30 protein-coding genes and 4 pseudogenes are annotated in these 25,804 nt (G+C 67.6%); 14 read left to right on the plus strand and 20 right to left on the minus strand.

Annotated elements, in window-relative coordinates; translation table 11 throughout:
- Nucleotides 1–412: 412 nt before the first annotated feature.
- The 6 genes from ACIO5D_RS35320 to ACIO5D_RS35345 all read right to left on the minus strand — a co-directional run bounded on the left by ACIO5D_RS35320 (nt 413) and on the right by ACIO5D_RS35345 (nt 4,011).
- The gene (locus tag ACIO5D_RS35320; RefSeq protein ID WP_400800212.1) at nt 413–766 is read right to left on the minus strand and encodes a hypothetical protein; all 354 of its coding nucleotides are present in this window, start codon (nt 764–766) and stop codon (nt 413–415) included.
- 146 nt (nt 767–912) lie between these two features.
- The gene (locus ACIO5D_RS35325) at nt 913–1,494 is read right to left on the minus strand and encodes a hypothetical protein (RefSeq protein ID WP_400800215.1); all 582 of its coding nucleotides are present in this window, start codon (nt 1,492–1,494) and stop codon (nt 913–915) included.
- Nucleotides 1,419–1,871, minus strand: coding sequence for an NUDIX domain-containing protein (locus tag ACIO5D_RS35330; protein WP_363612010.1), 453 nt, complete (start codon nt 1,869–1,871; stop codon nt 1,419–1,421). The genes ACIO5D_RS35325 and ACIO5D_RS35330 overlap by 76 nt, the downstream gene beginning before the upstream one ends.
- A gap of 468 nt (nt 1,872–2,339) precedes the next feature.
- The gene (locus ACIO5D_RS35335) at nt 2,340–3,191 is read right to left on the minus strand and encodes a helix-turn-helix transcriptional regulator (RefSeq protein WP_363612008.1); all 852 of its coding nucleotides are present in this window, start codon (nt 3,189–3,191) and stop codon (nt 2,340–2,342) included.
- Nucleotides 3,192–3,230: 39 nt separating this feature from the next.
- Nucleotides 3,231–3,776, minus strand: coding sequence for a DUF6879 family protein (locus ACIO5D_RS35340; RefSeq protein WP_400653846.1), 546 nt, complete (start codon nt 3,774–3,776; stop codon nt 3,231–3,233).
- The gene (locus ACIO5D_RS35345; protein WP_400653844.1) at nt 3,736–4,011 is read right to left on the minus strand and encodes a hypothetical protein; all 276 of its coding nucleotides are present in this window, start codon (nt 4,009–4,011) and stop codon (nt 3,736–3,738) included. The genes ACIO5D_RS35340 and ACIO5D_RS35345 overlap by 41 nt, the downstream gene beginning before the upstream one ends.
- A gap of 866 nt (nt 4,012–4,877) precedes the next feature.
- On the opposite strand from ACIO5D_RS35345, the gene ACIO5D_RS35350 reads away from it, so the two are divergent.
- Entirely contained in the window at nt 4,878–5,051 is a 174-nt protein-coding gene (locus ACIO5D_RS35350) for a hypothetical protein (RefSeq protein WP_400653842.1), read from the plus strand.
- A gap of 34 nt (nt 5,052–5,085) precedes the next feature.
- Complete coding sequence (locus ACIO5D_RS35355; protein WP_400653840.1) at nt 5,086–6,057, plus strand: hypothetical protein; 972 nt, start codon at nt 5,086–5,088, stop codon at nt 6,055–6,057.
- Here the strand turns inward: ACIO5D_RS35355 and hemC (ACIO5D_RS35360) are convergent.
- Nucleotides 6,054–6,980 carry a hydroxymethylbilane synthase gene (gene hemC, locus ACIO5D_RS35360; RefSeq protein WP_400653838.1) on the minus strand — a complete coding sequence of 309 codons (927 nt, stop codon included), beginning with the start codon at nt 6,978–6,980 and terminating at the stop codon, nt 6,054–6,056. The two genes, ACIO5D_RS35355 and hemC (ACIO5D_RS35360), sit on opposite strands and share 4 nt — an antisense overlap.
- A gap of 99 nt (nt 6,981–7,079) precedes the next feature.
- Here hemC (ACIO5D_RS35360) and hemC (ACIO5D_RS35365) point away from each other — a divergent pair, with 99 nt between their 5' ends.
- The 6 genes from hemC (ACIO5D_RS35365) to ACIO5D_RS35390 all read left to right on the plus strand — a co-directional run bounded on the left by hemC (ACIO5D_RS35365) (nt 7,080) and on the right by ACIO5D_RS35390 (nt 13,567).
- On the plus strand, nt 7,080–8,018 hold the full coding sequence (gene hemC, locus ACIO5D_RS35365) for a hydroxymethylbilane synthase (protein ID WP_400653836.1): 939 nt from the start codon (nt 7,080–7,082) through the stop codon (nt 8,016–8,018).
- Nucleotides 8,019–8,219: 201 nt separating this feature from the next.
- Nucleotides 8,220–9,362, plus strand: a complete 1,143-nt coding sequence (locus tag ACIO5D_RS35370) for a Mu transposase domain-containing protein (RefSeq protein WP_400653834.1) — start codon at nt 8,220–8,222, stop codon at nt 9,360–9,362.
- Nucleotides 9,359–10,144, plus strand: a complete 786-nt coding sequence (istB, locus tag ACIO5D_RS35375; protein WP_400653832.1) for an IS21-like element helper ATPase IstB — start codon at nt 9,359–9,361, stop codon at nt 10,142–10,144. Before ACIO5D_RS35370 ends, istB begins: the two co-directional genes overlap by 4 nt.
- 872 nt (nt 10,145–11,016) lie before the next feature.
- Nucleotides 11,017–11,871 (plus strand): hypothetical protein, encoded by an 855-nt coding sequence (locus ACIO5D_RS35380; RefSeq protein WP_400653830.1) that lies wholly within the window; start codon nt 11,017–11,019, stop codon nt 11,869–11,871.
- Between the two features lie 112 nt (nt 11,872–11,983).
- Nucleotides 11,984–12,187, plus strand: coding sequence for a DUF397 domain-containing protein (locus ACIO5D_RS35385; RefSeq protein ID WP_400653828.1), 204 nt, complete (start codon nt 11,984–11,986; stop codon nt 12,185–12,187).
- Between the two features lie 570 nt (nt 12,188–12,757).
- Complete coding sequence (locus tag ACIO5D_RS35390) at nt 12,758–13,567, plus strand: hypothetical protein (protein ID WP_400653826.1); 810 nt, start codon at nt 12,758–12,760, stop codon at nt 13,565–13,567.
- 196 nt (nt 13,568–13,763) lie between these two features.
- Here the strand turns inward: ACIO5D_RS35390 and ACIO5D_RS35395 are convergent, their stop codons facing one another.
- From ACIO5D_RS35395 to ACIO5D_RS35420, 6 genes and pseudogenes are all read right to left on the minus strand, one after another.
- Entirely contained in the window at nt 13,764–14,039 is a 276-nt protein-coding gene (locus ACIO5D_RS35395) for a hypothetical protein (protein ID WP_400653824.1), read from the minus strand.
- A 197-nt stretch (nt 14,040–14,236) separates the two neighbouring features.
- Nucleotides 14,237–14,515: pseudogene (locus ACIO5D_RS35400) on the minus strand (DUF6879 family protein); the annotation flags it as partial.
- 350 nt (nt 14,516–14,865) lie between these two features.
- Nucleotides 14,866–15,273: a thiol-disulfide oxidoreductase DCC family protein gene (locus ACIO5D_RS35405; RefSeq protein ID WP_400653822.1), complete on the minus strand. Its 408-nt coding sequence runs from the start codon at nt 15,271–15,273 to the stop codon at nt 14,866–14,868.
- Between the two features lie 30 nt (nt 15,274–15,303).
- Nucleotides 15,304–16,437 carry an HTTM domain-containing protein gene (locus tag ACIO5D_RS35410; protein WP_400653820.1) on the minus strand — a complete coding sequence of 378 codons (1,134 nt, stop codon included), beginning with the start codon at nt 16,435–16,437 and terminating at the stop codon, nt 15,304–15,306.
- Entirely contained in the window at nt 16,427–17,155 is a 729-nt protein-coding gene (locus ACIO5D_RS35415) for a DUF5819 family protein (protein ID WP_400653818.1), read from the minus strand. Before ACIO5D_RS35415 ends, ACIO5D_RS35410 begins: the two co-directional genes overlap by 11 nt.
- A 260-nt stretch (nt 17,156–17,415) precedes the next feature.
- Complete coding sequence (locus tag ACIO5D_RS35420) at nt 17,416–18,597, minus strand: ice-binding family protein (RefSeq protein ID WP_400800218.1); 1,182 nt, start codon at nt 18,595–18,597, stop codon at nt 17,416–17,418.
- 359 nt (nt 18,598–18,956) lie between these two features.
- Between ACIO5D_RS35420 and ACIO5D_RS35425 the strand changes: the two are divergent.
- Nucleotides 18,957–19,049 (plus strand): annotated as a pseudogene (locus tag ACIO5D_RS35425) (hypothetical protein); the annotation flags it as partial.
- Nucleotides 19,050–19,101: 52 nt separating this feature from the next.
- Nucleotides 19,102–19,296 (plus strand): annotated as a pseudogene (locus ACIO5D_RS35430) (hypothetical protein); the annotation flags it as partial.
- An 84-nt stretch (nt 19,297–19,380) separates the two neighbouring features.
- Here ACIO5D_RS35430 and ACIO5D_RS35435 read toward each other — a convergent pair.
- Nucleotides 19,381–19,548: a hypothetical protein gene (locus tag ACIO5D_RS35435; RefSeq protein ID WP_400653814.1), complete on the minus strand. Its 168-nt coding sequence runs from the start codon at nt 19,546–19,548 to the stop codon at nt 19,381–19,383.
- A 47-nt stretch (nt 19,549–19,595) separates the two neighbouring features.
- Nucleotides 19,596–20,165, minus strand: coding sequence for a DUF3291 domain-containing protein (locus ACIO5D_RS35440; RefSeq protein WP_400653812.1), 570 nt, complete (start codon nt 20,163–20,165; stop codon nt 19,596–19,598).
- A 279-nt stretch (nt 20,166–20,444) separates the two neighbouring features.
- On the opposite strand from ACIO5D_RS35440, the gene ACIO5D_RS35445 reads away from it, so the two are divergent.
- Together ACIO5D_RS35445 and ACIO5D_RS35450 are read left to right on the plus strand one after the other, a co-directional pair.
- Nucleotides 20,445–20,954, plus strand: coding sequence for a helix-turn-helix domain-containing protein (locus tag ACIO5D_RS35445; RefSeq protein WP_400653810.1), 510 nt, complete (start codon nt 20,445–20,447; stop codon nt 20,952–20,954).
- Between the two features lie 9 nt (nt 20,955–20,963).
- Nucleotides 20,964–21,287 (plus strand): hypothetical protein, encoded by a 324-nt coding sequence (locus ACIO5D_RS35450; protein WP_363611994.1) that lies wholly within the window; start codon nt 20,964–20,966, stop codon nt 21,285–21,287.
- Between the two features lie 272 nt (nt 21,288–21,559).
- On the opposite strand, the gene ACIO5D_RS35455 is transcribed toward ACIO5D_RS35450, so the two are convergent.
- The 4 genes from ACIO5D_RS35455 to ACIO5D_RS35470 all read right to left on the minus strand — a co-directional run bounded on the left by ACIO5D_RS35455 (nt 21,560) and on the right by ACIO5D_RS35470 (nt 23,947).
- On the minus strand, nt 21,560–22,090 hold the full coding sequence (locus ACIO5D_RS35455; protein WP_400800221.1) for an SgcJ/EcaC family oxidoreductase: 531 nt from the start codon (nt 22,088–22,090) through the stop codon (nt 21,560–21,562).
- 136 nt (nt 22,091–22,226) lie between these two features.
- The gene (locus tag ACIO5D_RS35460) at nt 22,227–22,730 is read right to left on the minus strand and encodes a hypothetical protein (protein ID WP_363611990.1); all 504 of its coding nucleotides are present in this window, start codon (nt 22,728–22,730) and stop codon (nt 22,227–22,229) included.
- A 258-nt stretch (nt 22,731–22,988) separates the two neighbouring features.
- The gene (locus tag ACIO5D_RS35465) at nt 22,989–23,384 is read right to left on the minus strand and encodes a hypothetical protein (protein ID WP_400800223.1); all 396 of its coding nucleotides are present in this window, start codon (nt 23,382–23,384) and stop codon (nt 22,989–22,991) included.
- 35 nt (nt 23,385–23,419) lie between these two features.
- The gene (locus ACIO5D_RS35470; protein ID WP_400800226.1) at nt 23,420–23,947 is read right to left on the minus strand and encodes a hypothetical protein; all 528 of its coding nucleotides are present in this window, start codon (nt 23,945–23,947) and stop codon (nt 23,420–23,422) included.
- A 191-nt stretch (nt 23,948–24,138) separates the two neighbouring features.
- Between ACIO5D_RS35470 and ACIO5D_RS35475 the strand changes: the two genes are divergently transcribed.
- Nucleotides 24,139–25,308: a damage-control phosphatase ARMT1 family protein gene (locus ACIO5D_RS35475; RefSeq protein WP_400800229.1), complete on the plus strand. Its 1,170-nt coding sequence runs from the start codon at nt 24,139–24,141 to the stop codon at nt 25,306–25,308.
- An 11-nt stretch (nt 25,309–25,319) separates the two neighbouring features.
- Here ACIO5D_RS35475 and ACIO5D_RS35480 read toward each other — a convergent pair.
- Nucleotides 25,320–25,460: pseudogene (locus ACIO5D_RS35480) on the minus strand (IS5/IS1182 family transposase); the annotation flags it as partial.
- A 25-nt stretch (nt 25,461–25,485) separates the two neighbouring features.
- Here ACIO5D_RS35480 and ACIO5D_RS35485 point away from each other — a divergent pair.
- Nucleotides 25,486–25,746: an RICIN domain-containing protein gene (locus ACIO5D_RS35485; RefSeq protein ID WP_400800231.1), complete on the plus strand. Its 261-nt coding sequence runs from the start codon at nt 25,486–25,488 to the stop codon at nt 25,744–25,746.
- The last annotated feature ends 58 nt before the right edge of the window (nt 25,747–25,804 follow it).

The following is a 25,804-nucleotide window of genomic DNA, read 5'->3' on the forward strand; positions in this document are numbered from 1 at the left end:
CTCGGCGCCCACCGGGCCGCCGTGATCCTCAACGCCGTCACCGGCCGGACCGTCCACCGGCTGCCCACCCGTACCGCCTGGACCGGCTTCGCCCCCCCCCCCCCCCCCCCCCCCCCCCCCCCCCCCCGGGGGCCCCCCCCCCCCCCGGGGGGGGGGGCCGCCGTGACCGCACGCGTCAACAGCGAGTCCGACACACCGGGGCCCCTGATCGCCAGCCGTCAGACAGAGGAAGAGCTCAGCGCGGCCAAGGTGGCCGCCGGAAAGGTGTCCGCGGAACCTAGCGCCGAAAGCTGGTCCGAACCGACAGTGAGACGGGCCAAGAGACGCGGGATAGACAGGGGTCGAGCCCGGTGATTCCAGGTCCCTCCGGTATCGGTCGACCAGCCCGGCGTACCGAGGGTCTGTCCCGGTCCTACTCTCCGGGGTCAGGTCCCGTGTAGGCCGGCGAGCGGAAGATACGGGGGAACGCTCGTGAACCGTGCCGCTGATCGAGCCACCCCGCCAGCTTGGCCAGATCACCGGTGATCACGGCCCCGACTATCAGTTCGTGCAACGTCTCCGCGTCGGCCCCGCCCATCTCTGCGAGGAAGCACTGGTACCGAGCCCCGACGCCGTGTTCGTATCCGGCCATCGCCAGGTGGAACAGGGTCGCAACACCGGGCTCGACGTGGTCGAAGTCGGCCGGCTCCAGCCGCCCCGTGGTATCGCGGAAAGCCAGGCGGTCATGCACGGCGACGCGCCCGGCCAGGCCCAGGCGGTCGGCCACCGCAGCTGCGATCGTCCGGGCCTCCCGATCAGTGGCCCCCTCCATCACGATGCCCAGATTCCGCGTCGACGTGGCGTCGTCCCTATCGCGGGCGGAGTACGTTCGCCCTTGTAGGTCACGCCAGTTGATCCCGTACCGGCTGCGTATCACCTGCCCCTCGTGAGCCGGTACTCACGGAACGAACCGAAGTGCAGGCAGTCATGAGCGTAGGACCGCAGCAGGTCAAGCGCCACCAGCTCCGGTGAGGCCAACCGGGGATCGCTCAGCCGCCCGTACCGCGTGATCACCGACGCCAACTGGAGATGCCGGTAACCCTGGTTCGGGTGGTGAAACCCGCCGAACGCATCGGACCGGATCGAGCGCACCCCGACCCACACCCGATCAATCGGCAACAGCTGACTCAATCCCAATTCCCGGTACCGGTCGGCCAGTAGATACGCGCCCTGCCGGAACACCTCCCGCGCCGCGTCATCCACCCAGGTGTCCAGCACCCAGTGCAGCAGCGAGAACGTCACGTGCGGGTGCGCCTGGTCGAGCGCCGTCGTCGCCCGTCGCGCGGCCAGCAGATACGCCAGCTCGGACTGCTCGGCCAGGTCGCCGGCCAGGTGCTCGTTCGGCCCCAGGCACGAGGGCGTGAGCGATCGACCGAGGGTCAGAACCGCCGACGTCCGATCAACTGTTGGTGCGACTCCTGCACTCCCTCGGGAAGATTGTCCGGTGAGAACCATCGAGCCTCCAGGATCTCGAACGAGGCCACCTTGATCCGGCCGCTGACGTACAGGGCCTCGTAGGCGACTTCGACACGCAGCTTGTAACCGCTCTTCAGGTGCGCCAGTTCGCACACCTTCACCGTGAGCCCGGCCTCCTCGCGGACCTCGCGCACGATGGTGTCCTCGAAGGTCTCCTTCGCGTTCGCGTAGCCGGTTGGCAAGCCCCACTGCCGACCCTCCGGCCACATCCGGTGCTTCAGCAGCAGCACTCGGCCGTCCTGGTCACGAACGATGCCCGTCACGCCGACCATGAACTTCGAGTGCCACAGCCACAGAACGCGCCACTGCATCGGACCCCTGATGATCCGCCAGAGCTTCGCAGCGATCTTCTTCAACGTTCGGCCCCTTCCACGTCCGCACGCCGCTCGCGCGGTCGACCCACCATCCCGCACCCGACGACCCGCACACCAAATCCGTGATATTCTGATCACCCTACGTAATGTCAGCGGCGGTGCCGATAGCGCCCGCGCTTCGTATGCGCGACCGCTTGCGCGGCTGCGGCGGCAGCTACGGGAACTTACGCTCCTGGGGCGGTGGACGACCCAGAGAGCCGGGGTGCAGAGATCGAACAGCAGCCACCCAGCGTGCTCCTCGGCCGGCCCCTTGCGCAGGCACTTCGCTTCGCCTCACTCGCAGAACGGCCAGCCGGACGAACACGGCTTCGAGCACACAGCAGCGGCGACGCTGGAGTCGTACTCAGCCAGACATAGCCGGCTCCTCTTCGCTCGGGATTCACCTCTCGTGACGAGCGTAGGAAGAGCCAGAAGCCGGCCTCAAGAAAGTTGCGGATAGTTGCGCTCTGATCAGCCCAGTGCCTCTGTCGCCGCCACGATAAGAGCCCGAGCCTCTGCCCCATAGACGGCAAGTGATTGCAGCTCAGCGAACGTTCGTACGTACTCGCGCACCTCACCGGGCGTTGTCACGTTCACGGCAGCTGAGACGAGTTCGACCTGCACTCGCTGATCGTCGTGGACCCGGAAGGACTCCACGGGCCATATGGTCCGCTCAGCGGTGAATGGAATGATCCCCAGGCTGACACGCGGCAGTGAGATGACGGCGAGCAAATGCCCAAGTTGACCTGCCATCACCTCCGCGTTCCCGAGCCGGTAGCGCAGCACGGACTCTTCAACGACAAAAACGAAGCGGTGATCACCAGTATGGATCACCTTCGCCCGCTCCATCTTGGCCGCGACAGCCCGCTCCAGGTCATCGGACGTCCGGCTCGCATCAACAAAGCGGGACATGATCGCTGTCGCATAAGCCGAGGTCTGGAGAACACCAGGGATCACGTCCGAGGTGTAGAAGCGAAACGCCTTGGTCTCCTCGTACAGCTTGGCGTACGAGTCCTGGAGGTTCCGAAGGCCGCCGGCCCGAAGCCTTCGCCACTCCATGTACATGGACTCGACGGCCCTTGACACCGCGATCAGGTCGTCCACCTGATCTCCGGCTCCGCACGCCTCGCACCACGCCCTGATGTCGGCTTCGGACGGGGCGGTTTGGCCATCCTGGATGCGTGAGGTCTTGGCAGGGTGCCAGCCACACCGGGCAGACAGTTCACGCCCGTTGATCCCCGCATCCTTCCGGATGCCCTGAAGTCGATCTGCGAGCGCCTTCCGTGCGGCTTGAGCGCTGGATGACGGGGAAGCTGACGGCATGAGCTGGCTGTCCGGTGTTCGTAGCTGCTGCGGCGAGGGTCAGACGTTGTACTGGTCGTGCGGAGTGGCCCGCTCCCAGACCGATTCGAAGGCGTCCACGCACAGCTTCGCCACAGCCGGTTCGGTCCGGAGCTCCTTCGGAGGTTCAGCCCAGTCCCCGTCACCGGTGAAGTGGTTGAAGACAACCGTCCCCCCGTCGAAGACCCAGAAGTCGTTCCCCGGAAGTACCAGGTCCGACGCCTGACGCCTCGGCAACCACCGGACCTGTTCCCCGGACGCGAGGTTGACAACGGTGCCGCCGTACTCGTACCGGATGTAGTCGGTCACAGGCTCCGACACGATCCGGGCGCGGCGGATCACCACGCCACGGGCAACAGTCGCCGCGATCTGCTCGACCCACGGCCGCCAGTAGTCCGAGCTCGGGTCGTTGTCCCGCTCGCCGGTCTTCTGCCACCGCCTGAAACCGGAGGACTCGCCACCCACGCCGTAGGCGTCTCGCATCTCCAGATGCACCGCCGACCGTTGAGCCCCGGCCAGCAGGTCATCAAAGCCGGGCACCACCGGCTGCCCTGCGTTCTGCGACACAACACGCCTCCCTGATGATCGGCACCATACGTGCCGGGATCCGAATGACCGACTCGTGAACGGGGATCCCTGCCGAGTGGCCGGGTGCCCAGCTCTTGCTGCCAACTTCAGCGGCCAGCAACGCATCTGCTGTCTCGCCCTGAAAGATCAGATCCGCCGTCTCGTCCTCGACCCACACCGTGGGCGAGCCGTCTTTCTCCGTCTCAGGGTCGATCCCGAAGAACTCTAGGCTCATGGCCATCTCCTGTGTCGAGCCGGTTGCGGGTACTCGCGCTTTGTCGGCACTACCCAATAGCTGATGACGCGACACACTGCCTCGTGGCACGGCCGGTCCACCTTCGCTGGTAACCGCGGCAACAACCCGACACGGCCTTGGAGAAGCGACCAGCGGGCTCGGGTCCGGGGCGACCTCGAAGCCGGCAGCTCGGATGGCATCCTGCGTCCGCTCCAAGATGTCCGGGTCGAAGCGACGTATGGGCTTGACGCACCCCGCTGCCCAGCCTCCGGACCGATGAACGGTGGCCTCCCGACCGCGGCACTGCGCGCACAACTACGTTGGCCCGATCCGGGCTTCAGGATCGGGCACCCTCCGGGTGACCGACAGCGGCGCGACTCAGGAAGGGGGCGGCAACGACAGCAGTACGACCACACTGCACACACCATGGGTGCGCGTTGAAGTTCCACCCTCGGCTCGGACACTCTCCATCTACGCCGCGAGGGTGTGGCCTTGCTGGCGCCGCTGGCGGATTTCGAGTGGCGTGAGGTAGCCCCACTCGGGGTGCCTGCGGAGCCGCTTGTAAGAGCAGGGCCTGCTCCTCGCGGGTGAGTGTGGCCGCCTCCCGAATCCGCCTCAGCACGGTGCCGATGCCGTCTGGTGCCATCATGCCCGTCCCCCAAACCTTTGACTGACTGGTGCCCGATCCTGGCCCCCCAAAGCGGCCCCCCGCGCGAGAAATGCACCCCCTGCTGGCACCACCGGTATCACTACGGAAGGTAGTTGACTATGTACCAGCCAAGCGGGCGGCCGGGCGAGATCGGTCCCTTCCCTCTGCACGGCACATCCAAGCCCCCAGCACCGGCCTGACGCCCGGTTCCTTCGACATGCGCGTATGCAGCAGCAGCTTCTTCCTGGTCCGCGACCCCGCCTCCGTTCCCACCAGCCGCCGGCTCTTCGTCCACCCCCGCCGGGCGGCCCGCACGGCGATCCGCCGCCTGCCGGGCCCGCGCCGCCCACCGATACACCCGCCCGCCCTGGCCGCCTCCGGCGCCCGCTGATTCACGCGCCCGCAGCCACGATCGAGAGGACGACATGACCACCACCCAGCACGGCACAGCGATCACGGACGTCGCCCGGCTGCACGGCCGGGCCGCCGTCCGCAGCTTCCTGGAGGGTCCCTCGCTGACGGCGGCCGACCTGTCGATGGTCCTGCTGGTCCGCGAGGGCAACGAGGACGCCGACCGGCCGATGCCGACCGTCACGGTGGCCGAGATCCCACAGACGGTGCGCGACCTCGCCGCCCTGGGCATCCGCTCGGTGAAGGTGTTCGCCAACAGCCTGCATCGCGACGCCGAGGCGTCCGGGGCCGGCGCACCGGACAGCCTGATGGTGCGGGCCATCCACGCCGCCAAGGACGCCGAGCCGGGCATCGCGGTGATGACCGAGAACTGCCTGTGCGGCCACACCGATACCGGTGAGTGCCACCTGACCAGCGGCGGACGGATCGACCTGGACCGCACGGCGGCGATGATCGCCGCCCAGGCCGTCATCCAGGCCGGGGCCGGCGCCGACATCGTGGGACCGGCCGCGATGATCCGGGGTACCACCGCCTGCGTGCGTCAGGCCCTGGACGAACACGGCCATCGCGACGTGGCGACCATGCCGCACCTGATCTTCGACTCCGCCCTCTACGAGGGCTACCGGGCCACCATGCGGGCCACCCCCGCCTCCGGCACCCACCGGCCGTTCCAGATCAGTCCGCGCCAGCCGGATACCGCGGTGGACACCGGCCTGGCCTTCGTCGGCGAGGGGGCGGACATGCTGCTGCTGGAGCCGGGGATGTTCTCGGTGGACGTGCTCACCAGCCTCAAGCAGAAGACGTCGGCGCCGCTGGTGCCGTTCTCCGTCTCCGGCGAGTACACGCGTCTGGCCCCGATCGACCCGGGCACCGGGCGGCGGGACTTCCGGCCACTGCTGGAGCTGTTCACGATGCTCAAGCGCTCCGGCGCCGACCGGATCATCACCTACGCCGCCGGTGACCTCGCCCGGCTGCTGACCGGCTAACCGGCCGGGCGGATCTCCGCCAGGATCGCCTCGGCGCCCTGGTCCAGGAGAAGGCCGGCCACCTGGATGCCCAGCTTCTCCGGCTCCGAGACGGGGCCGGAGAGGCGGGCCTCGACCTGCTTCGTCCCGTCCAGGGAGGTGACCTGCGCGTGCAGCGACAGCGTCTCGCCGGTGGCCTTCGCGTAGGCGCCGACCGGCACCGAGCACCCGCCGTGCAGCTCGCCGAGCATCGCCCGTTCGGCCCGCACCTCCGCGTCCACCACTGCGTCCCCGGTGCCGGCCAGGATCTCGCGGGCCGACTCGTTGTCCTCGCGGATCTGGATCCCCAGCGCTCCCTGGCCGGGGCTCGGGGGGAACTGGTCCAGCGGCAGCAGCTCGCCGATCGCGTCGTCCAGGCCGAGCCGCACCAGCCCGGCCGCCGCCAGAACGACGCCGTCCAGGTTCATGGTCTTGAGCTTGTTCAGCCGCGGCGGGACGTTGCCGCGGATCGGCACGAACGCCAGGTCCGGACGGAGGTGCAGCAACTGGGCGATCCGGCGGGCCGCGGAGGTGCCGACTCGCCCGCCCTGCGGCAGGCCGGCCAGCGTGGAGCCGCACAGCGCGTCCCGCACGTCCTCGCGGCCGGGCGGGGGCAGCAGCACCAGGCCGGGCGGGTTGCTGGTCGGCAGGTCTTTCAGCGAGTGAACGATCACGTCCACCTCGCCCCGCGCCAGCGCGGCTTCCTGCTCGGTGGAGAACGCGCTGCCACCCGAGCGGGCCGACACCTGCGAAAGGGCCGCCTTCCGGTCCCGGTCACCGCCTTCAAGGATCACCTGGTGGCGGAACTCGACGTCGGGGAAGCGCTCCCGCAGCGGCGCCAGGAACTCCCTGACCTGCGCTCGCGCGAGGTGACTGGCCCGCGATCCGACAATCAGCGTCCGCATTCCCCAACTCCAAGCATCTGAGCAGATGTTGACCGCATGTTACTTGAGCATGGCCCGACCTTTTTCCGACGGTATGTCGGAATCATGAATGGAGATCGAATGCCCTCCACCCGCCGCACCATCCGCATCGGCGCCCGCGCCTCGGCCATGTCGCTCGCCCAGGTCGCCCAGGTCCGCACCGACCTGGCCACCCTCCATCCTGACGTGGCCACCGAGCTGGTGCCGTTCGTCGCGGCCGGCGATCGCGAGCCCGGCGAACAGGCCAAGCTCCACGACAAGGGCGCCTTCACCGGCGACATCGAGGACGCCCTGCAGACCGGCGTCTGCGACCTCGCGGTGCACTGCATGAAGGACGTGGCCGGCGACCCGCTGGTCACCCCGGGCACCGTCTTCGCCGCCCACCCCGCCCGCGCGGACATCCGCGACGCCCTGATCCACCCAGGCGGCCTCACCATCGACCAGCTGCCGCCCGGCACCCGGGTCGCCACCTCGGCGGTGCGGCGCATCACCCAGCTCACCCGCAGCCACCCCCACCTGGACCTGGTGCCGATCCGCGGGACGGCGAACCTGCGGCTGGCGGCCCTCGACGCCGGGGAGGTCGACGCCCTGGTGCTGGCAGCCTCCGGGCTGGAGCGCATCGGCGAACAGCACCGGATCAGCGAGATCCTGACCGTCGAGCAGATGTGCCCGCCGCTCGGCGCCGCCGTGCTCGGCCTGCAGTGCCGCGAGGACGACACCGAGCTGATCGACCTCCTCACCCCGCTCGGCGACCACGCGACAACGCGGGAGATCACCGCCGAGCGGGCCCTGCTGAACGTCCTGCGCGGGCACTGCAACAGTCCGATCGCCGGGTTCGCCCGGTCCTTCGCAGACGGGCGCCTCGGCCTTCGCGCGATGGTCTTCTCGCCGGACGGCGCCACCGTGCTGGAGGCCCGGCAATCGGCTGGCCGGCTCAGCCCGGAGGCCCTCGGCATGGGAGTCGCCGCCACCTTGATCCGCGACGGTGCCCGCGACCTGATCGACGCCATCTCGCACTGACCTACCTCGCGTCAGTGCCCAGCTCGCCCCGAAACCTGTCCGGGCGTGGGCTGCCGGCCGTGTCATCCATCGCCCCGGGGCCCGCGGCCCAGACACACTGGTGAGCGCACCGCGTGGGGTCGGCCCGCGAGCGCCAACCCCCTGCTCCACCTCAGGAGAGTCGTCGAGCCGGGCTCGGAGGCCCAGATCGACTACGGGTTCATGGGGCAGTGGACGAACCCGCGCACCGGCAAGCGGCACCGGGTCTGGGCGTTCGTGATGGTGCTGCCATGTTCGCGGCACATGTTCGTCCGCCCGGTGCTGCACATGAACCAGCACGCCTGGACCGAGGCCCACGTCGAGGCGTTCCGGTTCTTCGGCGGCGTCCCGCGTCGGCTGGTGCCGGACAACCTGCGCACGGGTGTCGACAAGCCCGACCTCTACCACCCGAAGATCAACAGAGCGTATGCCGAACTCGCCACCTACTACGGGGCGTTGGTGGACCCGGCGAGAGCCCTGCGTCCGAAGGGCAAGCCGCGGGTCGAGCGGCCCATGCCCTACCTCCGCGACTCGTTCTGGAGCGGGCGCCAGTTCACCTCGGTCGAGCACATGCAGTCCGAGGCCGTCACCCGGGCGAAGGGCGTCGCCGGCGGGCGGCAGTGCCGGCCGCCGGGCGGGGCCGCCCCGCTGTCGGTGTTCGAGGCCATCGAGGTCCAGGCCCTTCTGCCACTGCCGGACACACCGTTCGTCCTGGCCTGCTGGTCCACCGCCACGGTGGGCCCGGACATCCACATCAAGGTCGGCCGCACCCTCTACTCGGTGCCCTGGAAGCTGATCGGTCGGTGCGGCGACGTCCGTTCCACCGCCGCCATGGTCCAGATCTTCCACGACGGCGAGCTGGTCAAGACCCACGCCGCCCTCGAACAGGGCAAGCGCACCGACAAGAGCGACTACCCGCCGGAGAAGATCGCCTTCCAGATGCGCACGCCGATCTGGTGCCGCACCCAGGCGGCCGAGGTCGGCGACGCCTGCGGCATGGTGATCGGCCAGCTGCTGGAGGTCAACGCGATCTACCGGCTCCGCGCCGCCCAGGGGGTGATCGCCCTGCGCAAGAAGTACGGCGACAGCAGGCTGGAGGCGGCCTGCGCCAAGGCAATGACGGTCGGCGACCCGTCCTACCGCACCATCAAAGGCATCCTGATCGCCGACACCGAGACCGACCCGGAGCCAGAGACGGGCAACGCCGGAGCGGCGGCCTTCCTCCACGGGCCCCAGCAACTGTTCGCCTCCGCCATCCCCACCCAGACGCAGGGCGAACTCCGCGACGACCAGGGTCGCGACGACAGTCAGGAGGCCGCCCGATGAGCGTGATGAACACGGCCCTTCGCGAGTCACTCAAGGCGCTTCGGCTATCCGGGATGCTGGAGACCCTCGACGCCCGCCTGCTTCAGGCCCACGGCGGTGAGCTCGGGCACCTGGACTTCCTACAGGTCCTCTGCCAGGACGAGATCACCCGCCGTGAGACCGTCGCCTTCCAACGGCGTCTGCAGAGAGCGAAGTTCGAGCAGCAGGTCACCCTGGAGGAGTTCGACTTCGCAGCCTCCTCGAAGCTGCCCGCAGCCCAGATCCGCGACCTCGCCGCCCTGCGCTGGCTGCACGCCGGCGAGTCCGTAATTTTGTTCGGCTCGGTCGGCGTCGGCAAGACCCACATCGCTCAGGCCCTAGGCCACCTGGCCGTCCGCCAGGGCGCCAACGTCCGCTTCGCCAAGACCAGCCGGATCCTGGCGGACCTGGCCGGCGGCCACGCAGACCGAACCTGGGAGAAGCGGATCCGCGAGCTGATCCGACCCGACGTCCTCATCCTCGACGACTTCGCGATGCGCCAGCTCACCGCGGCCCGGGCCGACGACCTCTACGAGCTGGTCAGCGAGCGGCAGGGTCGGTCCCTGATCATCACCAGCAACCGGGCACCCAGCGACTGGTATCCGCTCTTCCCCAACCCCGTCGTCGCCGAGTCCCTCCTGGACCGGCTCATCAACACCAGTCACCAGGTCATCATGAACGGCCCCAGCTACAGGCCGAACAAACGCCCCAAGAACCCCACCGACAAGCCGCCGATCAGCCAGACTCAGTCCGGGCGATCATGATCGGGGCCAGTTAAGAAGGGCTGCGGCGGTGACGGCGCCGAGGAAACAGCTGGCCCCGCCGCAGGCCTCTGCGCATCGAGTCGACATCGAGCACGGACACGTTCAGCATCGACGTCGCCACCAGGGCAACTCCGACGGTGCATGGGGATCGTGGCAGGTTCGCCGGTGCAGAACCTCATCCAATGCGTCGACCACCCGCCGTAGTTCACGTGCAGATCGTGGTGGCAGCATGGTGAGAGCATCCGCCAGAGAGTCTCGGGCCCATTCCTCGCCGCAACATGGGCAGGTGAATTCGGCCTCCCACGGCCGCCAGCGGCGCTGAGTGCCGTGGACGTGGGCAGTCCACACGCTGACGGCAGCAGATAGATGTCCCGGCAGCCACCGCTGGCTCTCCAGCCGCCGGATGGCGGCGTTGGCCGCCCCGGACAGGCCGCGGACATCGCGGTAGCGCACCCAGGGACTCGTCCGCGGGACGTCGTGAGTCCGGAGCGACACAGGCTTCTTACGAGGCACGGCCCCTTCGAGAAATGCTCATTTCCACATCATCGCACGGCTCATGATCACCCGACAGGCATGGGTATACAGTCCCAACCAGATCCTGGGGAATTACGTGACCGCAGCCGTGGGGAATAACGTGATCGTGCACAACTCCGACCGTCGCGGCAGCCGAATCCCCACGGACAACCGCCCGCGCCGCATACGAAGGCGGCCCCTCGCTCATCCGAGCGAGGGGCCGCCGCGTCACGACGAATGGCCGCCCGCCTGCTCGTCGTCGTCGCCCGTCCCGACGACGAGACTCCGCTCTTGGTCGTCCGGAATGCTCGGGGACGAAGTCGCTCCACGGAGCCGACTCCGCTGTTACGGTCACCGGCATGACGCCCTCGGTAGCCAATGGCCGCGTCGTGGATCTGCGGGTCGAACCGATCGATGAGGTGCTCGATCGCGTCGCACGGACGCTTCAAGTCCGGCTCGACACGGACACGGTGGTACGCAAGCGACGCTCGGTCGGGGCGCGGACGAGCCGCGAGACCTGGGTTCGTGTCGAGCGACGACCTCTGCACAAGGTTCTCGGGCAGGGCTGGAACGGCACCGAGTGTGCCGAGACGCTGACCGGCATCGCCAAGCCCTACTGGCGGCAGTCCGTGTCCTGGCGCGACTCCGTGGACGCCGCGCTGTGGCGGGCGGACGAAACCACCCTGCTGCCCGGGACTCCGGTCAGTACCAGCGTGCTCTCCGCCGATCCGCGCCTTCCGGACGCGTGGTGGAAGGAGTTGGGCACCACGCTGGATTCGCTCGGAAGGCAGCGGACGCGCATCGCGACACCCGACACCGAACCGATCACACAGTCTCTCGTCACCGAGACGATCCGGACCGCCTTTCCGGGCCGGGCCGACGCGGCCGTCCGCCAGTGGCTTCCGGCTCACGCCGACCTCAACTGGGCGAACGTCACCGGTCCGTGCTTCTGCCTGTTCGACTGGGAGGACTGGGGTAACGCGCCACGCGGCCTGGACGCCGCCTCACTACTGGCGGCTTCCATGGCCGTCCCGGCTCTCGCGGAGCGCGTGCGGCGGGAACGACACCACGATCTGGAGAGCCGGGACGGCAAGGTGATGAAGCTGTTCGTGTTCGCGAAATTCGCCGAGCCCGACGCTCATCCGGAGGACCCCCGGGTCGAGCCCGCGCGCCAGGAGGCCGCACGGCTGCTCACCGAGCTTCAAACGACCTGATGCCCGCCCCGCGCCCGAAGAAGCACTCGATACCGAACCAGCAGTTCCTCGTCGATCTCCCGGTTCAGGCAGTCGCGCAACTGCCGGAGGAGCCGACAGGTGCAAAGCAATCATGGCCGGCTCCGTTTGGCAGAAGTCCAGCCGCTCCGCCGCGAACGACACGTGTGTCAAGGTACGTACCGCCAACGGGCTGGTCGAACTGCGCGAGTCCGACACCGGCGACATCATCGTCCGCACCACCCCCACCAAGTTCGCCAAGTTCCTCCAAGGCATCAAGGCCGGCGAGTTCGACCACTTCGGCGGCGGCGCGCAGTGAATCGTTTCGGTGGCCCCTTGCGCCTCGCAAGGGGCCACCGACAACTACGCCCCGCAGACCAGAATCCCGCCGAGGCAGGTCATCCCGAACGACCCCCGTGCCTCGATGACATCAGCAACGATCTCGCCCGCACGGACAACGGTCTCCCGAAGCGGCACACCACACTGCTCGGCCCAGGCCTCGCACGAGCCGAGGTGAACAACAATCGGCGCGGGATCGGCGACCTCGCTGACGCCGGGCAGTCTCCGCACTCGAAGGGTGAGAGTGCGCTTCCCGCACATTCACACGGAGACTCAGGACAACCGGGGAGCGATCGCAGGCCGGTTCGGCCCCCGGGACTGGTGGGCTCGCGTGTTCAGGTGTCGCCTGTTCGCGGCCGAGTCCAACTGGGGCTCGCGCTGAGTGATCAGCGCGAGCCCGACGGACGTCGATCGCTAAGGTTGTCCCGTAACCGCTGGTTGAGTCGCGCGTCCGAGGCTCCGGGTATCAGGGGCCTCGGGCGGATATCGGCGCGACTCCGGACGGACAGCTGTGGCAGCCTGCGGACATGCTGCGTTACCGGCGTCCGAGTTGGACTTCTTCGAAGCCGGCGAGCGCCATCCCGCTTCGGCAAGGAGCCCATCGGCCTGGTTGGATCTCGGCATGACGGATTGGTCGCAACTCAGCCATGCCTACGGTGCCGCCGAGGACATACCGCCCCTGCTGGACCGGATCGCAGCAGAGCCGAGCGCCGAGCTCTGGCACGACCTGTGGTCGGCCTTGTGTCACCAGGGCAGCGTCTACTCGGCCAGCTTCGCAGCACTGCCCTGGCTGGCCGGCACGGCGGAGAGCAGGAACCGGGAACAGGCGGTCAACGCCCTCGTCCTGGCGGGTGCGATCACGGCCGGCGCCGGTCAGCTGCACGGGGCCGGCGACATCCTCTCAGAGCATGCGGCGGAGATCGCGGCACTGCTGAGAACTGTGAATCAGTACCGTCGAACCGCTTCGGACCGCACCGAGTACATCCACCTCATGGAAGCCATGCTGGGCTTCGAAGGTGTCGTGGGCTGGAGTGAAGACCTGGCCTGGGGGCTCGGGAACGAGGAATACGAGATCTCATGCCCAGGCTGCGACGCGAGCTTGTTCATCGTCCTCGGCGAGCGTGGCTTCTTCTCCACCAGCGACGACTATGCACTCTCGGACGGCGACATCGAGACAAGAGCCCTACGACCAGCGGCTCCCGCAGAGCTGGACAGCATCGGCCAACGACTCCATGACATCGCGCTCGCGGACGGGCAACGCGAGGTCGCGCAGACGCTGACCTACGTCTTCGGAAACGCAACCTGCCCTGACTGCGAGACCGACTTCTCGGTCGCTGATCAGATCAGCGCCGATTGGTGAGCCAGTTGGTCGGATCGACTGTCGTCGACCGCAGGCCTTGGACCGCACACTCCTAAATATTGACCAACTCAGGTGAAATGCATCCTCCGATGCACCACCGCGCGACCGCCCTCACCCCGGGCCGTCGCCGGATGGTTGGCCGCGCTGGCTTCGACCTCCTCCGCAAGCGGGTGCTGCTCCGCTCATAGAGCCCAGGTCACCCCGCATCCTCCACAAGCCCGCAACCTTCTGGGAAGCCCTCCAGGAACTCGCGGCGCGAAGGATTGGCCTCTTCTTCAGCCATCGTCCCGAGTAGGTGGATGAACTCGCTGCGCTGATCACTCGACAACCGGCTCACAAGGTGGGCAACGCCCTCCAGGACTTTGACAGCGTCGTCCGGATCCATCTGCTCGTCTTCGCAGCCCTCGATGAACCAGAGAACATCGATCAACGCCTCCGCCAGAGCACGGGTAAGCGACGGGTACACGGGCATCGGAATCTCCCACCAGGCGTCCTTCAGGGTGCGGCCATCCCACCACCTGCCACCGACATCACGGCTGGTGGGCCCGCCACAGAAGTTGAGCCGGAACCGCTTGAAATGAGTGCCTTCCGTGCGGCTTGAGCGCTGGATGACGGGGAAGCTGACGGCATGAGCCGGCTGTCCGGTGTTCGTAGCTGCTGCGGCGAGGGTCAGACGTTGTACCGGTCGTGCGGGGTGGCCCGCTCCCAGACCGATTCGAAGGCGTCCACGCACAGCTTCGCCACAGCCGGTTCGGTCCGGAGCTCCTTCGGAGGTTCAGCCCAGTCCCCGTCACCGGTGAAGTGGTTGAAGACAACCGTCCCCCCGTCGAAGACCCAGAAGTCGTTTCCCGGAAGTGCCAGGTCCGACGCCTGACGCCTCGGCAACCACCGGACCTGTTCCCCGGACGCGAGGTTGACAACGGTTCCGCCGTACTCGTAGGGGATGAACTGCGGGCTGTCCGCGGTCTGCCCCTCGGTCAGGACGAACGCCGGCGGGCGGCACCTCCGGTCACCGGCGCAATGAACCTTGCTGGTCTGCCCGCCCCTGGAGCGTCCGAGCAGGGCGGCCTTCAGCCGGAGCCTGCGCCGACGCCGGATACGGTGTCGCAGGTGATGGGCTCAGGCGGCGCGGCGGGTGATGATGTTGTAGACGGATGCCCGGTCCTTGGCGAGGGACTCTGAGAAGCTCACCGCCATCTCCCGGAGTTCCTCGATCAAGCCGGTGACCCAGCCCGGTCCGAGGACAGCGACCTCAACGCACTCCCCGCGAAGGGCCAATGTGTTCGTGCTGGGGTGACTCAGGGCCGGGGCAGGGCGCAGGAGGCCGTACTGCCGCGCATGTGCCGCCTGTTCTTCGCCACCAGGGCGTAGACCTGACGGGCGCAGGTTCGTACGCCGGGCAGGCCGGCCGCGGCGGCTGCCAGTTGGTACCGGCGGGCCGATGAGGATCCGACGAATCGAGCCAACGCGTCTGCCCCGCCCGCGCGGACCGCGCCGTTGTGGAAGAGGAGCACCTCCCGGTCCAGCCGCGCCAGGTGTGGGGAGGTGAGCTGCTCCGGCAGAACCTGCCACGGTACGGCTTCGATCTGCGGACCGGCCAGCCGGCGGATCCGATCGATCGTGACTTGGCAGAAGCCGCAGTCCCCGTCGTACGCCAGCACTGGTTCTGTGCTGGCGGCCGCGCCGCTCATCTCGTCTCCGTCCACGGCTGGAACAGTTCCTCGCACATCTTGGCCTCAGCCGGCCGATCCGGGCTGCGCCGGTACGACTGGGCTCTCCCTCTGGGATGGTTCCCCTGCTCCCACGGCAACTGCCCGTTGAAAGGTGCGCCGCCACAGTTGTCCCAGGAATGCGTAGAAGCGGTCCGGCAGGAATACGGCATCCGCGACGATCATGGCTCCGGAGAAGAGCGGAAGACCCATCAGAACGGCGATGCCCACGTGCATCCCGAGCAGCATTGTCAGGACGATGTACTTCAGCCTGCCGAACAGCACGAACGGGAAGGCCACCTGCAACAGCACCGTCATGTAGGTGGCGACGGCGATCAGGATGGGGTGGCTGTCCACCATGAGTGACAACGCCGGCCAGGGCCGGAACAGGTCGAGGTTCATGACGTAGTGGAGGGCAGTCCCGTTTCCCCAGGAGCCGCCCTGCACCTTGTAGAAGCCTGCGGATCCGTAGACGATGCAGACCTGAGCCGCGATGACGACCATGGCGCAGTTGTGCAGCACCGTGCTCAACAGCTTGCGTGTGACGCCGAGTTGATACCAGAAGCCAGGCGCTCTCGGACCTGACACCGAGTGCTCTGCATCGCCCGAGGCTACGAGGCGTGTCCTCCGCGCGTCGAGGGACCAGCGTCGGCCGCAGGCAGTCAAGGAGAGGTACACGGCCATGAGGAGGATGAGGTTGTCTCCCCCGTCCGTCATGAAGATGGCCCGCGCATGGAACGAGGTCACCACGACCGCGAACAGGAGCGACACCATCCTGGTCCGCCAACCCAGGACGAACAGTACGGACGTGACGACAGCCGTCGCATAGCAGATCTCGAAGTACGCCTGACTGTCAGACAGGGTAAGAATGCTGAACCAGCCGGTCTGATCGAACAGTTGCCTCGCCAGGGCGGGCGTCCACGGCGAACCAGGACCCCAGATCTCGTCGCGGTGCGGGAACTCCCTCAGCAGGAAGGCCAGGTAGAGCAGGCCGTACCCGATGCGCAGCACTGCCGCCGCGTACAGGGACATCGGTCGATCGGTCACGGCGCTGCCCAGCGCGCCGATTCGGCGGGGCATCCGTTGGCTGCCGGCGTCACCGTTCCGCAGGGCCGTGTGGCGCGGAGAGAGCGCCGGAACTGGAGTCTGCTCAGTTTCCATTGGATGCCACCTTCCACCAGGGCAGGTACCTGGTGTCGACCGAGGCTGGTGCGGTCGGGCGCGGACCGCCCGGCGTGGTGGGCGCCGCGATGGGCCGAGTAATCACCCGCAACTGGATGGCCTCATACGTAACGTTCTGATGGACGGCGAGTCGCTCCACCGCAATGTTGCGAAGGTATCTCCGCAACATCACAGCCCGCTCGGAGTGCGGCTGGTCGTCGCTTCCATACGCTTCGAGATAAGCGATCCAGGATCGACGCAGCATGTTCTGCGTTGTATGGCTCGGGAAGACGTTGTGCTCGACGTCGGAGTCGTCGACGGCGGTCAGGTCGAACCAGTCACTGACCTCGCGGTTACCATCCGCTGAGGTCCGCTCGGTTCTCACGGAAATCTGCCGAGTCACGGACTCCGGGTCCGGAGCGAACAGCCGCCAGTTCTGCTCGAACAACGGGAAGATCCACGCATTGAGCTGCCTGCCGTAGTACTGGGACAGTTGGTTCGAGGGAGCTACATACAGAAATACCAGCAGCACGTGGACGAGGGATGTTGCCAGGCACAGAGCCACAGCGACGACTGCGGCCGCCCCCAACGGGCGCGACAGTCCTGACAGGCCGGCAAGCTGCTCGCCGGACTCGGTGACGGACGGCTGCGTGCCCTGCACCACGTCGGCGGGGATGCCGTCGTCGGCCGGTTGGCGGCCCGCTTCCTTCGTCTTCACGGACTCTGTGCCGCCCATCGCACGACTGGGCCCCGTCCTTACCACTGTGACTGCTCCCTAGACTCTGCTTGCCTTGAGCGTCTTGGGGCGCGCGACAGGGTCCATGACGATCCGCCGCGCGCCACCAGTTTTTGCGTCTGTCAAGCAGGCTGCCACCTCGGACGCAGCCCCCGAGGGCCGCACTCCGGAGCCGCATTCACGCACGAGGGCCTCTGCTCATGGCCCGCCTGTCGTGGTGCCCACCTGACTTCCCGAATCAGCTACGAGTTCACGGGCTCGCCCCACTTGTCGTCGCACGGAGAACACCCCTGCTCGCCGTGCTCTCCGTGGTCACCATGCTCGCCGTGCTCGCCGTGCTCGCCGTGCTCTCCGTGCTCTCCGTGGTCACCATGCCCTCCGTGGTCACCGTGCTCGCCGTGGTTACCGCCTGTGGTAGCGCCGGTGATGCCACCGATCGCGGAAGCGCCGGTGATGCCACCCGCCGTGGTACTACCAGTGGTGTTGCCGGCGACCGCGCCGCCCAGGAGACCGCTTGTCGTGCCACCCGTGGTAAGCACACCGCCGAGCACACCGCCGAGGAGACCGCCTGTGGTACTGCCAGTGGTACCAGCAGTGGTGGTACCGGCAGTGGTACCGGCAGTGGTGGTACCGGCAGTGGTACCGGCAGTGGTAGTACCGGCAGTTGTACCGCCAGTGGTGGTCGTTGGGCAGCTGGGCAGGGTGATCCGGTTGGTGTCCAGCGTCACGGAGCCGTTGCGAGCCAGCGCTCGGCCATCGATGCTCGCGCTGGTGTTAAGTCCGATCGAGGTCAGTGCCAGGATGTTGCCTACGAAGGTGGTGTTGGTGCCGAGCGTGGCAGAACTTCCGATCTGCCAGTAGACGTTGCACGGCGCAGCACCGTTGATCAGGAGCACACGGCTGGCGGATGCCGTCGTCAGGGTCGATCCGACCTGGAAGACCCAGACCGCGTTGGGGTTACCCTGCGCGTCAAGCGTGAGGGTGCCCGTGAGGTCGATGGAAGAAGAGGCGGTGTAGACACCCGGAACAAGCGTCAGGCCACCGAGGTCTCCAGGGGAGGTGAGGGTGACATTCGTGGCCTGGCTCGCGGCGTTGTTGTACGCCGTGGTCAGATCGGTCTGGGCCTGAAGCGCGACCGCATCCGCCTGGTGAATGGCCCCGCTCACCAAACCAGGCGGAAACCCGGTGATTGACGAACCCGGGCTCACTCCGAGGTCTCCGGTGATGGCGGAGGGACCGGTGTTGGTGACGGACTGGCCACCCAGAACCGCGAAGCTGCTCGCCGTCCCCAGGGGAACGGCCGTGGCAATGGCATGAGCCGGCAGCAGCGATGTCGTGATTGCGGCAGCGACGATGAACACGACCGTCGCGACCCAAGTCGAAATTGCGCGCCAGTTAAGCGCGCCAGAGATGTTCAGTGTCATCTAAAAGCCTATTTCTGTGGGGAAATATGGCAGGTTCGCGATCATCGATCTCCGACGACCTGACACTCCCTTCCCGTCGGCAGGCATCGTAGATTTCGACGACCCATCCCTCATTCGCCCAGGGAAGAGGTTCGACTTTATATTAGCCGACACCGAAGATCTGCACGCGATCCATACGGGTGATTTCCGAATGAATTGCCACTCATGGTCACATAATCAAATAGATATGCTTGGCGATCGCCCTCCACCCAGTTACACCGAGTCGACAACGGCCTAGGGTGCGTATTTGATTGTAATCAATCTGCGGGATTCACCCTCGTGGCGGGCCCTGGTCTGGTAGATCGTTTTGTGTGACGCGAGTGCAACTGACGGATGCGGAGTGGGAGTTCATCGAGCCGTACCTGCTGATCGGCGAGTACGGCCCGTACCCGGAGCGGCTGCGGCAGCAGTTCGAGGGCGTGATCTGGCGATTCCGGACGGGCGGGCAGTGGCGGGAGATGCGGCAAGGGCGGCCGGCCCGTCGGCCACGACGCCGAGCTCTACAAGGACCGGAACACCGTCGAGCGCCTGATCAACAAGCTGAAGACCTGGCGAGGCATCGCCACCCGATATGACAAGACCCCGGAAAGCTACCTCGCAGGCCTCCACCTCCACGCCTCGATGATCTGGATCAAAGACCTCACCCGGACCGCCTCTTGATCACAATCAAATACGCGCCTAGTGGTCGGCTCCGTAAATCCTTCGGGGGTTGACTGTGGAGCCTGTGTTGTGTGTGGTGCGGGGTCAGATGCTGGGGTCGGTGAGGTAGAGGCCGCAGGCGCAGTCGAGGGCGTCTTCGGGGGTGCCGGCGAAGCCGCTGGTGGGCAGGATGGCGTCTTGGTGCTCGTCGGTGCTCGCGAGGTAGAGGGCGAAGCCCCAGGTACTGGCGGATCCGCCGTAGCGCAGACGCATCTGTTCGCCGTCATTCAATCGAGGCGTTTGACAGCGAACCCAGTCGTTCAGGCTTCCTTGTCAGCGAACCGGTCGCTCTTCGGCCCGATGCCTTCGATCCTGGTCGGAGTTCCGTCCGGGGCGAACGAGTGGTGGAAGGTGAAGGCGTGCGGCGCGGAGCCGTGGTCGTGGAGGTGTTCCAGCCTGGAAACCCCGTCCTGCCAGGTGGGTGTCACGCCGTCGGAGACCCACCAGAACACGTAAGCCGGGTGTCCTGTCCTCTCGAACCAGTCGTAACGCCTGTTCAGCGCCTCACGGTGCAGACCGGTGTAGATGGCGTCGAAGGCGGGGCGCAGGTCGGCCCAGAGTGAGAGTGTCGCGGCCAGGGCGATGGTTTCCACCGTGTGGCCCTTGCCGTACCAGGTCGGTACGACGAACTCTCCCCACGCACCCCAGTCCAGGTCGAAGTGTGTGCCCTGGCCGCCGTCCGCCGCTTCGGCATGAGCGAGGTATCCGGGGTGCCGGCTGATCTTCCGGTAGATGGCCTCGCCGCTGTCGTGGAGTTCGCGTGTGAGAGGTGCGGGATCGGCGAGAGGTGACTGCAGGACGCCGAATGTGTACAGCGCAAGACGGGGCATGCGTCTCTCCCTGGTCGGGGGGTGCCTGGTGTGGACCTGGTTCGGTGGCTTGGGCATGGGGGCGAGGATTCGTGGGGCGTGACCGACTCGTCCCGTCGCGGGTGGCTCGGCCTGAAGGAACTCCTGTGCGGCCGTGGGCGATCGCCGAAGACCAGGTGAAGATAGCTGCCTCTGCGGCCCATGTCGAAGTTGCGTTTTTCCTGCCCAAGTGGCCTCTTGCACCGGTCATTACGGGGGCTGGGGCGGTGACGGGCGGGGCAGGCTGCGGGTGCGTGCACAGTGGTGCTGCACGCCGCGCGTGGACGCTCCAACGCATGCATCGCCCGGGAGACGGGGCTGCATTTGGACACCGTGCGCCGCTGGCGTGGCCGGTTCGCCCAGGCGGGCCTGCCCGGGCTCGAAGACCGTCAACGCTGCGGCCGTCCCGCCTCGTTCACACCGCTGCAGGCCGCTGAGGTCAGGGCGCCGACCTGCCGGCTGCCTGCCGAGAGTGAAGTACCGCTCTCACGCTGGTCGTGCCCGGAACTGGCCCGCGAGGCCGCCCGGCGGGGCATCGCCCCGTTCATGTCGGCGTCGACCGTGCGCCGCCGGCTCGCCCAGGACGCGCTCAAACCCTGGCAGCACCGCTCCTGGATCTTCATCCCGGAGGTAATCGCACTGCCGATCCTGTCCGGGCCGCTGCCGTACCTTGAGTGGATCACCCGGGAGACCCGGCCCGCTGAGGGCCAGTGCTCTGACCGCATAGACGCCGGGTTGATTCAGTCGGGACCGGTCCAGCAGTCCGAGTAGCCTCGCCCTGTGGTGGATCAAGAGGAGTACGTCCGGTATCGGGAAGACTCGAAGGTGCTGGCAGCGATCGGGGAGCATGTCGACGCCCAGGTCGGCCGTGTCACGGTGCGACTGCCCAGGGCTGTGGCCGAGGCCGCGGTGGCCGCTTGGGAGCGTGACGAGTTGGGTGACCTCGGTGAGGAGACCCATGAGCAGTACGAGCTGCGGGGCCAGGCTGGTGATCTGGCACTGATCGGCCTTGAGATCTCGGAGCGCGGCCGCTGGGAGGGCGAGGAGGTCGTCATCGACCTGCATGTCGCCTTCGCGGGGGCAGCCTCGCGGGCGTCGCTGTAGTCAGGCCGCGGCGGCCACCGGTCTCCGCCCTGCGGATAGCCGCTCATCCCTGGCTGCGTCAACGGCACGCAGCGGTCGTATCCGGCTCCGTGTGCGTACCGACCGATGGCCGGGGCCGCGCGGGTGAATGCGCGCTGAGACACGCTGCTGCGGCTTGACGATCGTGGTGATGACCACCGAAACGGACATTTTCGACGTCGGGTGCTGCGAGGCTGTGGGGCGAGCCTCGCAGCACCCGCATGGAACAGGGGGCGGAGGCCAGGAGACGGATCTCAGCCCGTAGGCACCTTCGAGGAGTGGTGGTTGATGATCAGCCAGTGGCCGCCACGCAACTCGTACACGTAGGTGTAGCGGGCGTTGATCGTGCTCTTGCTGCCGTCCTTGTCGGTCAGCGTGAACTGGTAGAGGCCCGTGTCGATGGCGCTCGTATCATTCAGGATGTTGATGTACCGCTCCTGGATCTTTCCGACGGGCTTGCTCTCCAGAAATTTCGTGAAGTAATCGACGATCCCGGCGCGGGTGGTGCGGATGCTTGCGACGGTGGGCAGCAGCACGGCGCCCGGGGCGTAGAGATCCGCGACACGGTTCGGGTCGCCGGTGGCCAGTGCCGCGTTCCAGCTGTCGAACAGGGCGGCGATCTGCCCTGGAGTGGGCGGCGTGACGGTGGCGGGCTGCGCGGTGTCTGCCAGAGTACTGTGCGTCACGGCAGGCCGTACGTCGCTTCCGGCCGCGTACGTCGCTCCGGTTCCCGTGAACAGCACAGCGGCGGTGACCGCGATCGCGGCATAGTGCGTGCGTCTCATTCAGCACCTCCTGGGTCATCGGTGGTCGAACGGACGGCTTCACCCAGCCTCGCCCAGCGCAGTCGATCTCGCATGCCGACAGGACTGGTGTCCAGCGGCACTTGAGCTGGGTGCGCGGAAAGACCCGGAGATTCGATCAGCCGGTGCCGGACCCACGCACGGCATGCTCCCAGAGGTCCAGCCCGGCTCGGAGGAGTTCGCGCACGGCCGCGGTCTCCTCGTCCGTCCAGGCCCCCTCGCCGGCGGTCGGTTCGAGAGCGTCACCGCCGAATATCTTTTCGTAGGCGCTGTCGTGGATTGATCCCTGGGAGGGAAGGGGCGGGCCGGCCTTCAGGCTGCGGGAGAGGTCTTCGAAGAAGTTCCACGCCTCCAACAGCAGTCCTGCCGACACCGAGTCAAGGTCGGGGTGCTCGACCCATCGCCGTACGACGGCCAGATCGAGAGTGCCTTCGCCCTCCCAGATGAGCTCCCGGTCGTTGCGCTCACAGTATTCCCGCAGCGTCTTGAGGTCTTGGAACGCGAGGAGTCCTCCGAGGTCGTCAACGAGGAGCTCATCGGGTGCATCGCCCTCGCCGGGCCGCCAGATCAGCGTCAGGTCCCCTCTCCTGGTCACGATGCGGTACGGAAAGTAGTCAGCCATGCGGGTCTCCCGTGGTGTCGCGGCGACACTCGCCGCGTGGGTCATCCTGCCCGCAATGATCGTCGCGTGGTGACGTCGGATCAGGTGGAGCTGTGAGGTGCGGAGCCGGCGGTTCGGCGAGTCCCAGGCCGGTACCGCCGTCGTGCGGTTGCCGGACGCCCCAGGCGCCCGCTGAGCACGCCGCTTCGCCGTCGGCGCCCCCTTCAGCCCGACTTCCTCGGCCTGAAGGGGTGGCGCCCTCGCGGGCCGGGCGCCCGGTCACCGGAGTACTGGCCCAGAGCTGGTCCAACTCGCGCTTGTCCGTGTCGCTGTTGGCCGAGACGACCAGGACACCACCTGGCCGAAGGACTCCCGGGCCGCGGTCGCGGCGCCCGGTCGGCGGACCGGACGCCGCTGCCGCTCACCTCGGGCCGGTGAGGTGACCGTCCGGCCAAGATGCCGGGCGAGGAACCGGACCGCGCTGTCGGCCTCGAACCTGGGCATGTCGAAGTGCTGGGCCGCGTTGGCGTGCGACGTCCTCTCCTTCGAGGCGAAGGCGTCGAACAGCGCGAGGCCGGCCTCGCGCGGGATGCGCTCGTTGTCCCACGGCATGGCGAACTCGATCGGGACGGTGATCTGCTTCGCCGTCTCGACCAGGGCATCGGGCCACATCATGCGGAGTCGCACTCCGTGAAGAACCTGCCGGTGGTTCAGGAATCCTGTCGCCCCGAGCCGTCGATGCCATCGGTGCCATCGGCGTCGACGGCAGTGGCGTCGCTCAAGTCCTCCACTTTCAACGGCCGTTGCCCGTTGAACACGATCACGAGACCGTAGGGGTCGCAGATGGGCATACGCCCCTCGGCGAAACGCAGGTGCCACTCGTCGATGTAGAAGTTGAGCTGCGGGGAATCCAGAGGAAAGTCTGCGACAGGCAGGCCGCGGTAGGACTCCGACTCCGCTTCGGTGAGACCGAAGAAAGCCGGGTCGGCCTCCAACGCCTCACGCACGAAGCGGAGCCCCGTCTCAAGGTAGTGGTCGAGCCTGCCGAGTACCTCGCCGACCAGGAGAAGATCGGCCTGGTCGATGTCGTCGGTACCTTCAAGCAGAATGTTGGCCTCGACGGGGGCACCGTACAGTGTGCTCCTCGGCACCTGTGCCACACTCCAGACCCTCAGCTCATCGGGCCCCCGGTCGAAGAGCAGCCGTCCGATGCCGCGGCGGAAGACGTTCGAGGACACGGTGACTCCATCTCGCGAAACTCGGGGCGCGGTCGCCGGCTCGCCTGCGTCGGTCGCGACGACGACGGAAACGGACAACGGTACCCCGGCATGCGACTCCGGGCTCCTCGGAGCCGGGGTTCACGGCCGGGCCCTCCGCCTCCGCGAGGATGACCGCCGAGATGTCCATCCCCACGACCCGGAGTCCGAACATGCCCACCGCACCCGTGATCCTGAGCGGCACCCCCGGTTCGTTCGCCCGGGGCGTCTTCCACGAGCGGCACCCCAAGCTCATCCAGCAGGTGCTCGACGCACTGCCTTACGGGCCGTTCGAGCGAACCGCGATCGAAGAACTCCTCGCCGAGAGCACCAGCGGTGTGCTGGAGCCGCTCGACGAGAGTGCCCACGATCACCAGCAGTGGCTGGAGTGGGGCGGCGAGGGCGTGTTCGGACGGCCGTGGAGCGAGGCGCCGTTCCTGTGGGCCGAGAGCTACTTCTACCGCAGGCTGCTCGAAGCCACCGGCTACTTCCGGCCCGGGACTTGGCAGGGCATCGACCCGTTCGCACCGTTCAAGCACGCCGAACTCGCAGGCCCGGCCGTCGACGCCGAGCTGGCGGCCCTCAGCGGCCTGCCCTCTCTGGCCACCGAGAAGCGGGGCGAGGTGCTGCTCGCGTCGGCGCTCTGGGGCAACCGGGCCGACCTCGGTTTCCAGATCACCGCCTCGGCCGACGACGCCCCGCTGCCCGCGCTGATCGCCGACGACGGCCCGCTCCTGTGGTCCATGCTCGCGGCCGCGCGCGACCCGAGGGTCCGCGTCGTCGCGGACAACGCCGGCCGGGAGCTGCTGCCCGACCTCGTCCTGATCGACCACCTCCTCGCGAGCGGGATCGCCGCCGAGGTCGTCCTGTACGTCAAGCCCTTCCCCTACTACGTGTCGGACGCGACCACCGCGGACGTCCTCGCGACCGTCGACCGGCTCCGCAGCGGCCCGGGCCGGGAAGCGGAACTGATCGGCCGCCGGCTCTGGCAGGCGATGAACAGCGGCACCCTCACGGTCCGCACGCACCAGTTCTTCTGCGCGCCGCTGCCGTTCCACGACATGCCCGCCGATCTCAGCAGCGAGCTCTCCGGCGCCACGCTGACGATCACCAAGGGCGACCTCAACTACCGCCGCCTCGTCGGGGACCAGCTCTGGGACGCCACGGTCCCGTTCGCCGAGCGGGTCGGCCACTTCCCCTCCCCTGTGGCAGCGCTCCGCACGTTGAAGTCGGACGTCATCGTCGGTCTGGACGGACCGGTGGTCGCCGGGCTGGAGGCCACGGGGGAGCCGTGGCGGACCAGCGGCAAGTACGGCATCATCCAGGTCCACGCCCAGGCGTGACCCGTGCGGGGCACCCGGATGCCCTCCGAGACCGGCTGGAACTGCGGGCTGTCATGGCGCTGGCCGGCGGTGACACGCAGCGACAGTGGCTTCTGCCCCCGTTCCACAGCCAGGTGCAGCTTGGTGGTCAGCCCGCCGCGCGACCGCCCGAGGCCATGGTCATCCGGTTCGGTAAACGTGCACAGCGGAAAGTGCCTGGAGGTCGCGGACTGGCGGACCGACAACGGCGCACCGGTCCGCCAGTGGGACTGCACCCGCGGTATGAAGCAGAGTTGGAGCTGGGAGCGCAACAGCCCCAGCGGGGGCTGGCGGATCACCAACGGCCACAGCGTTCTCGTGCTGGAGATGGGCGGCTGGGCCACCAACAACGGTGCCACCGCCGATCAGTGGGCGTCCACCGGCGGCGCCAACCAGAAGTGGTCGGCGATCGCGCGCTGATCTTCGTCAGTGCCCGGCCGGCTCCCGCAGCGTGGATCCTCGGCGCGGACGTGGCCGC

This window comes from Kitasatospora sp. NPDC087315, assembly GCF_044744345.1.
Lineage (GTDB): Bacteria > Actinomycetota > Actinomycetes > Streptomycetales > Streptomycetaceae > Kitasatospora.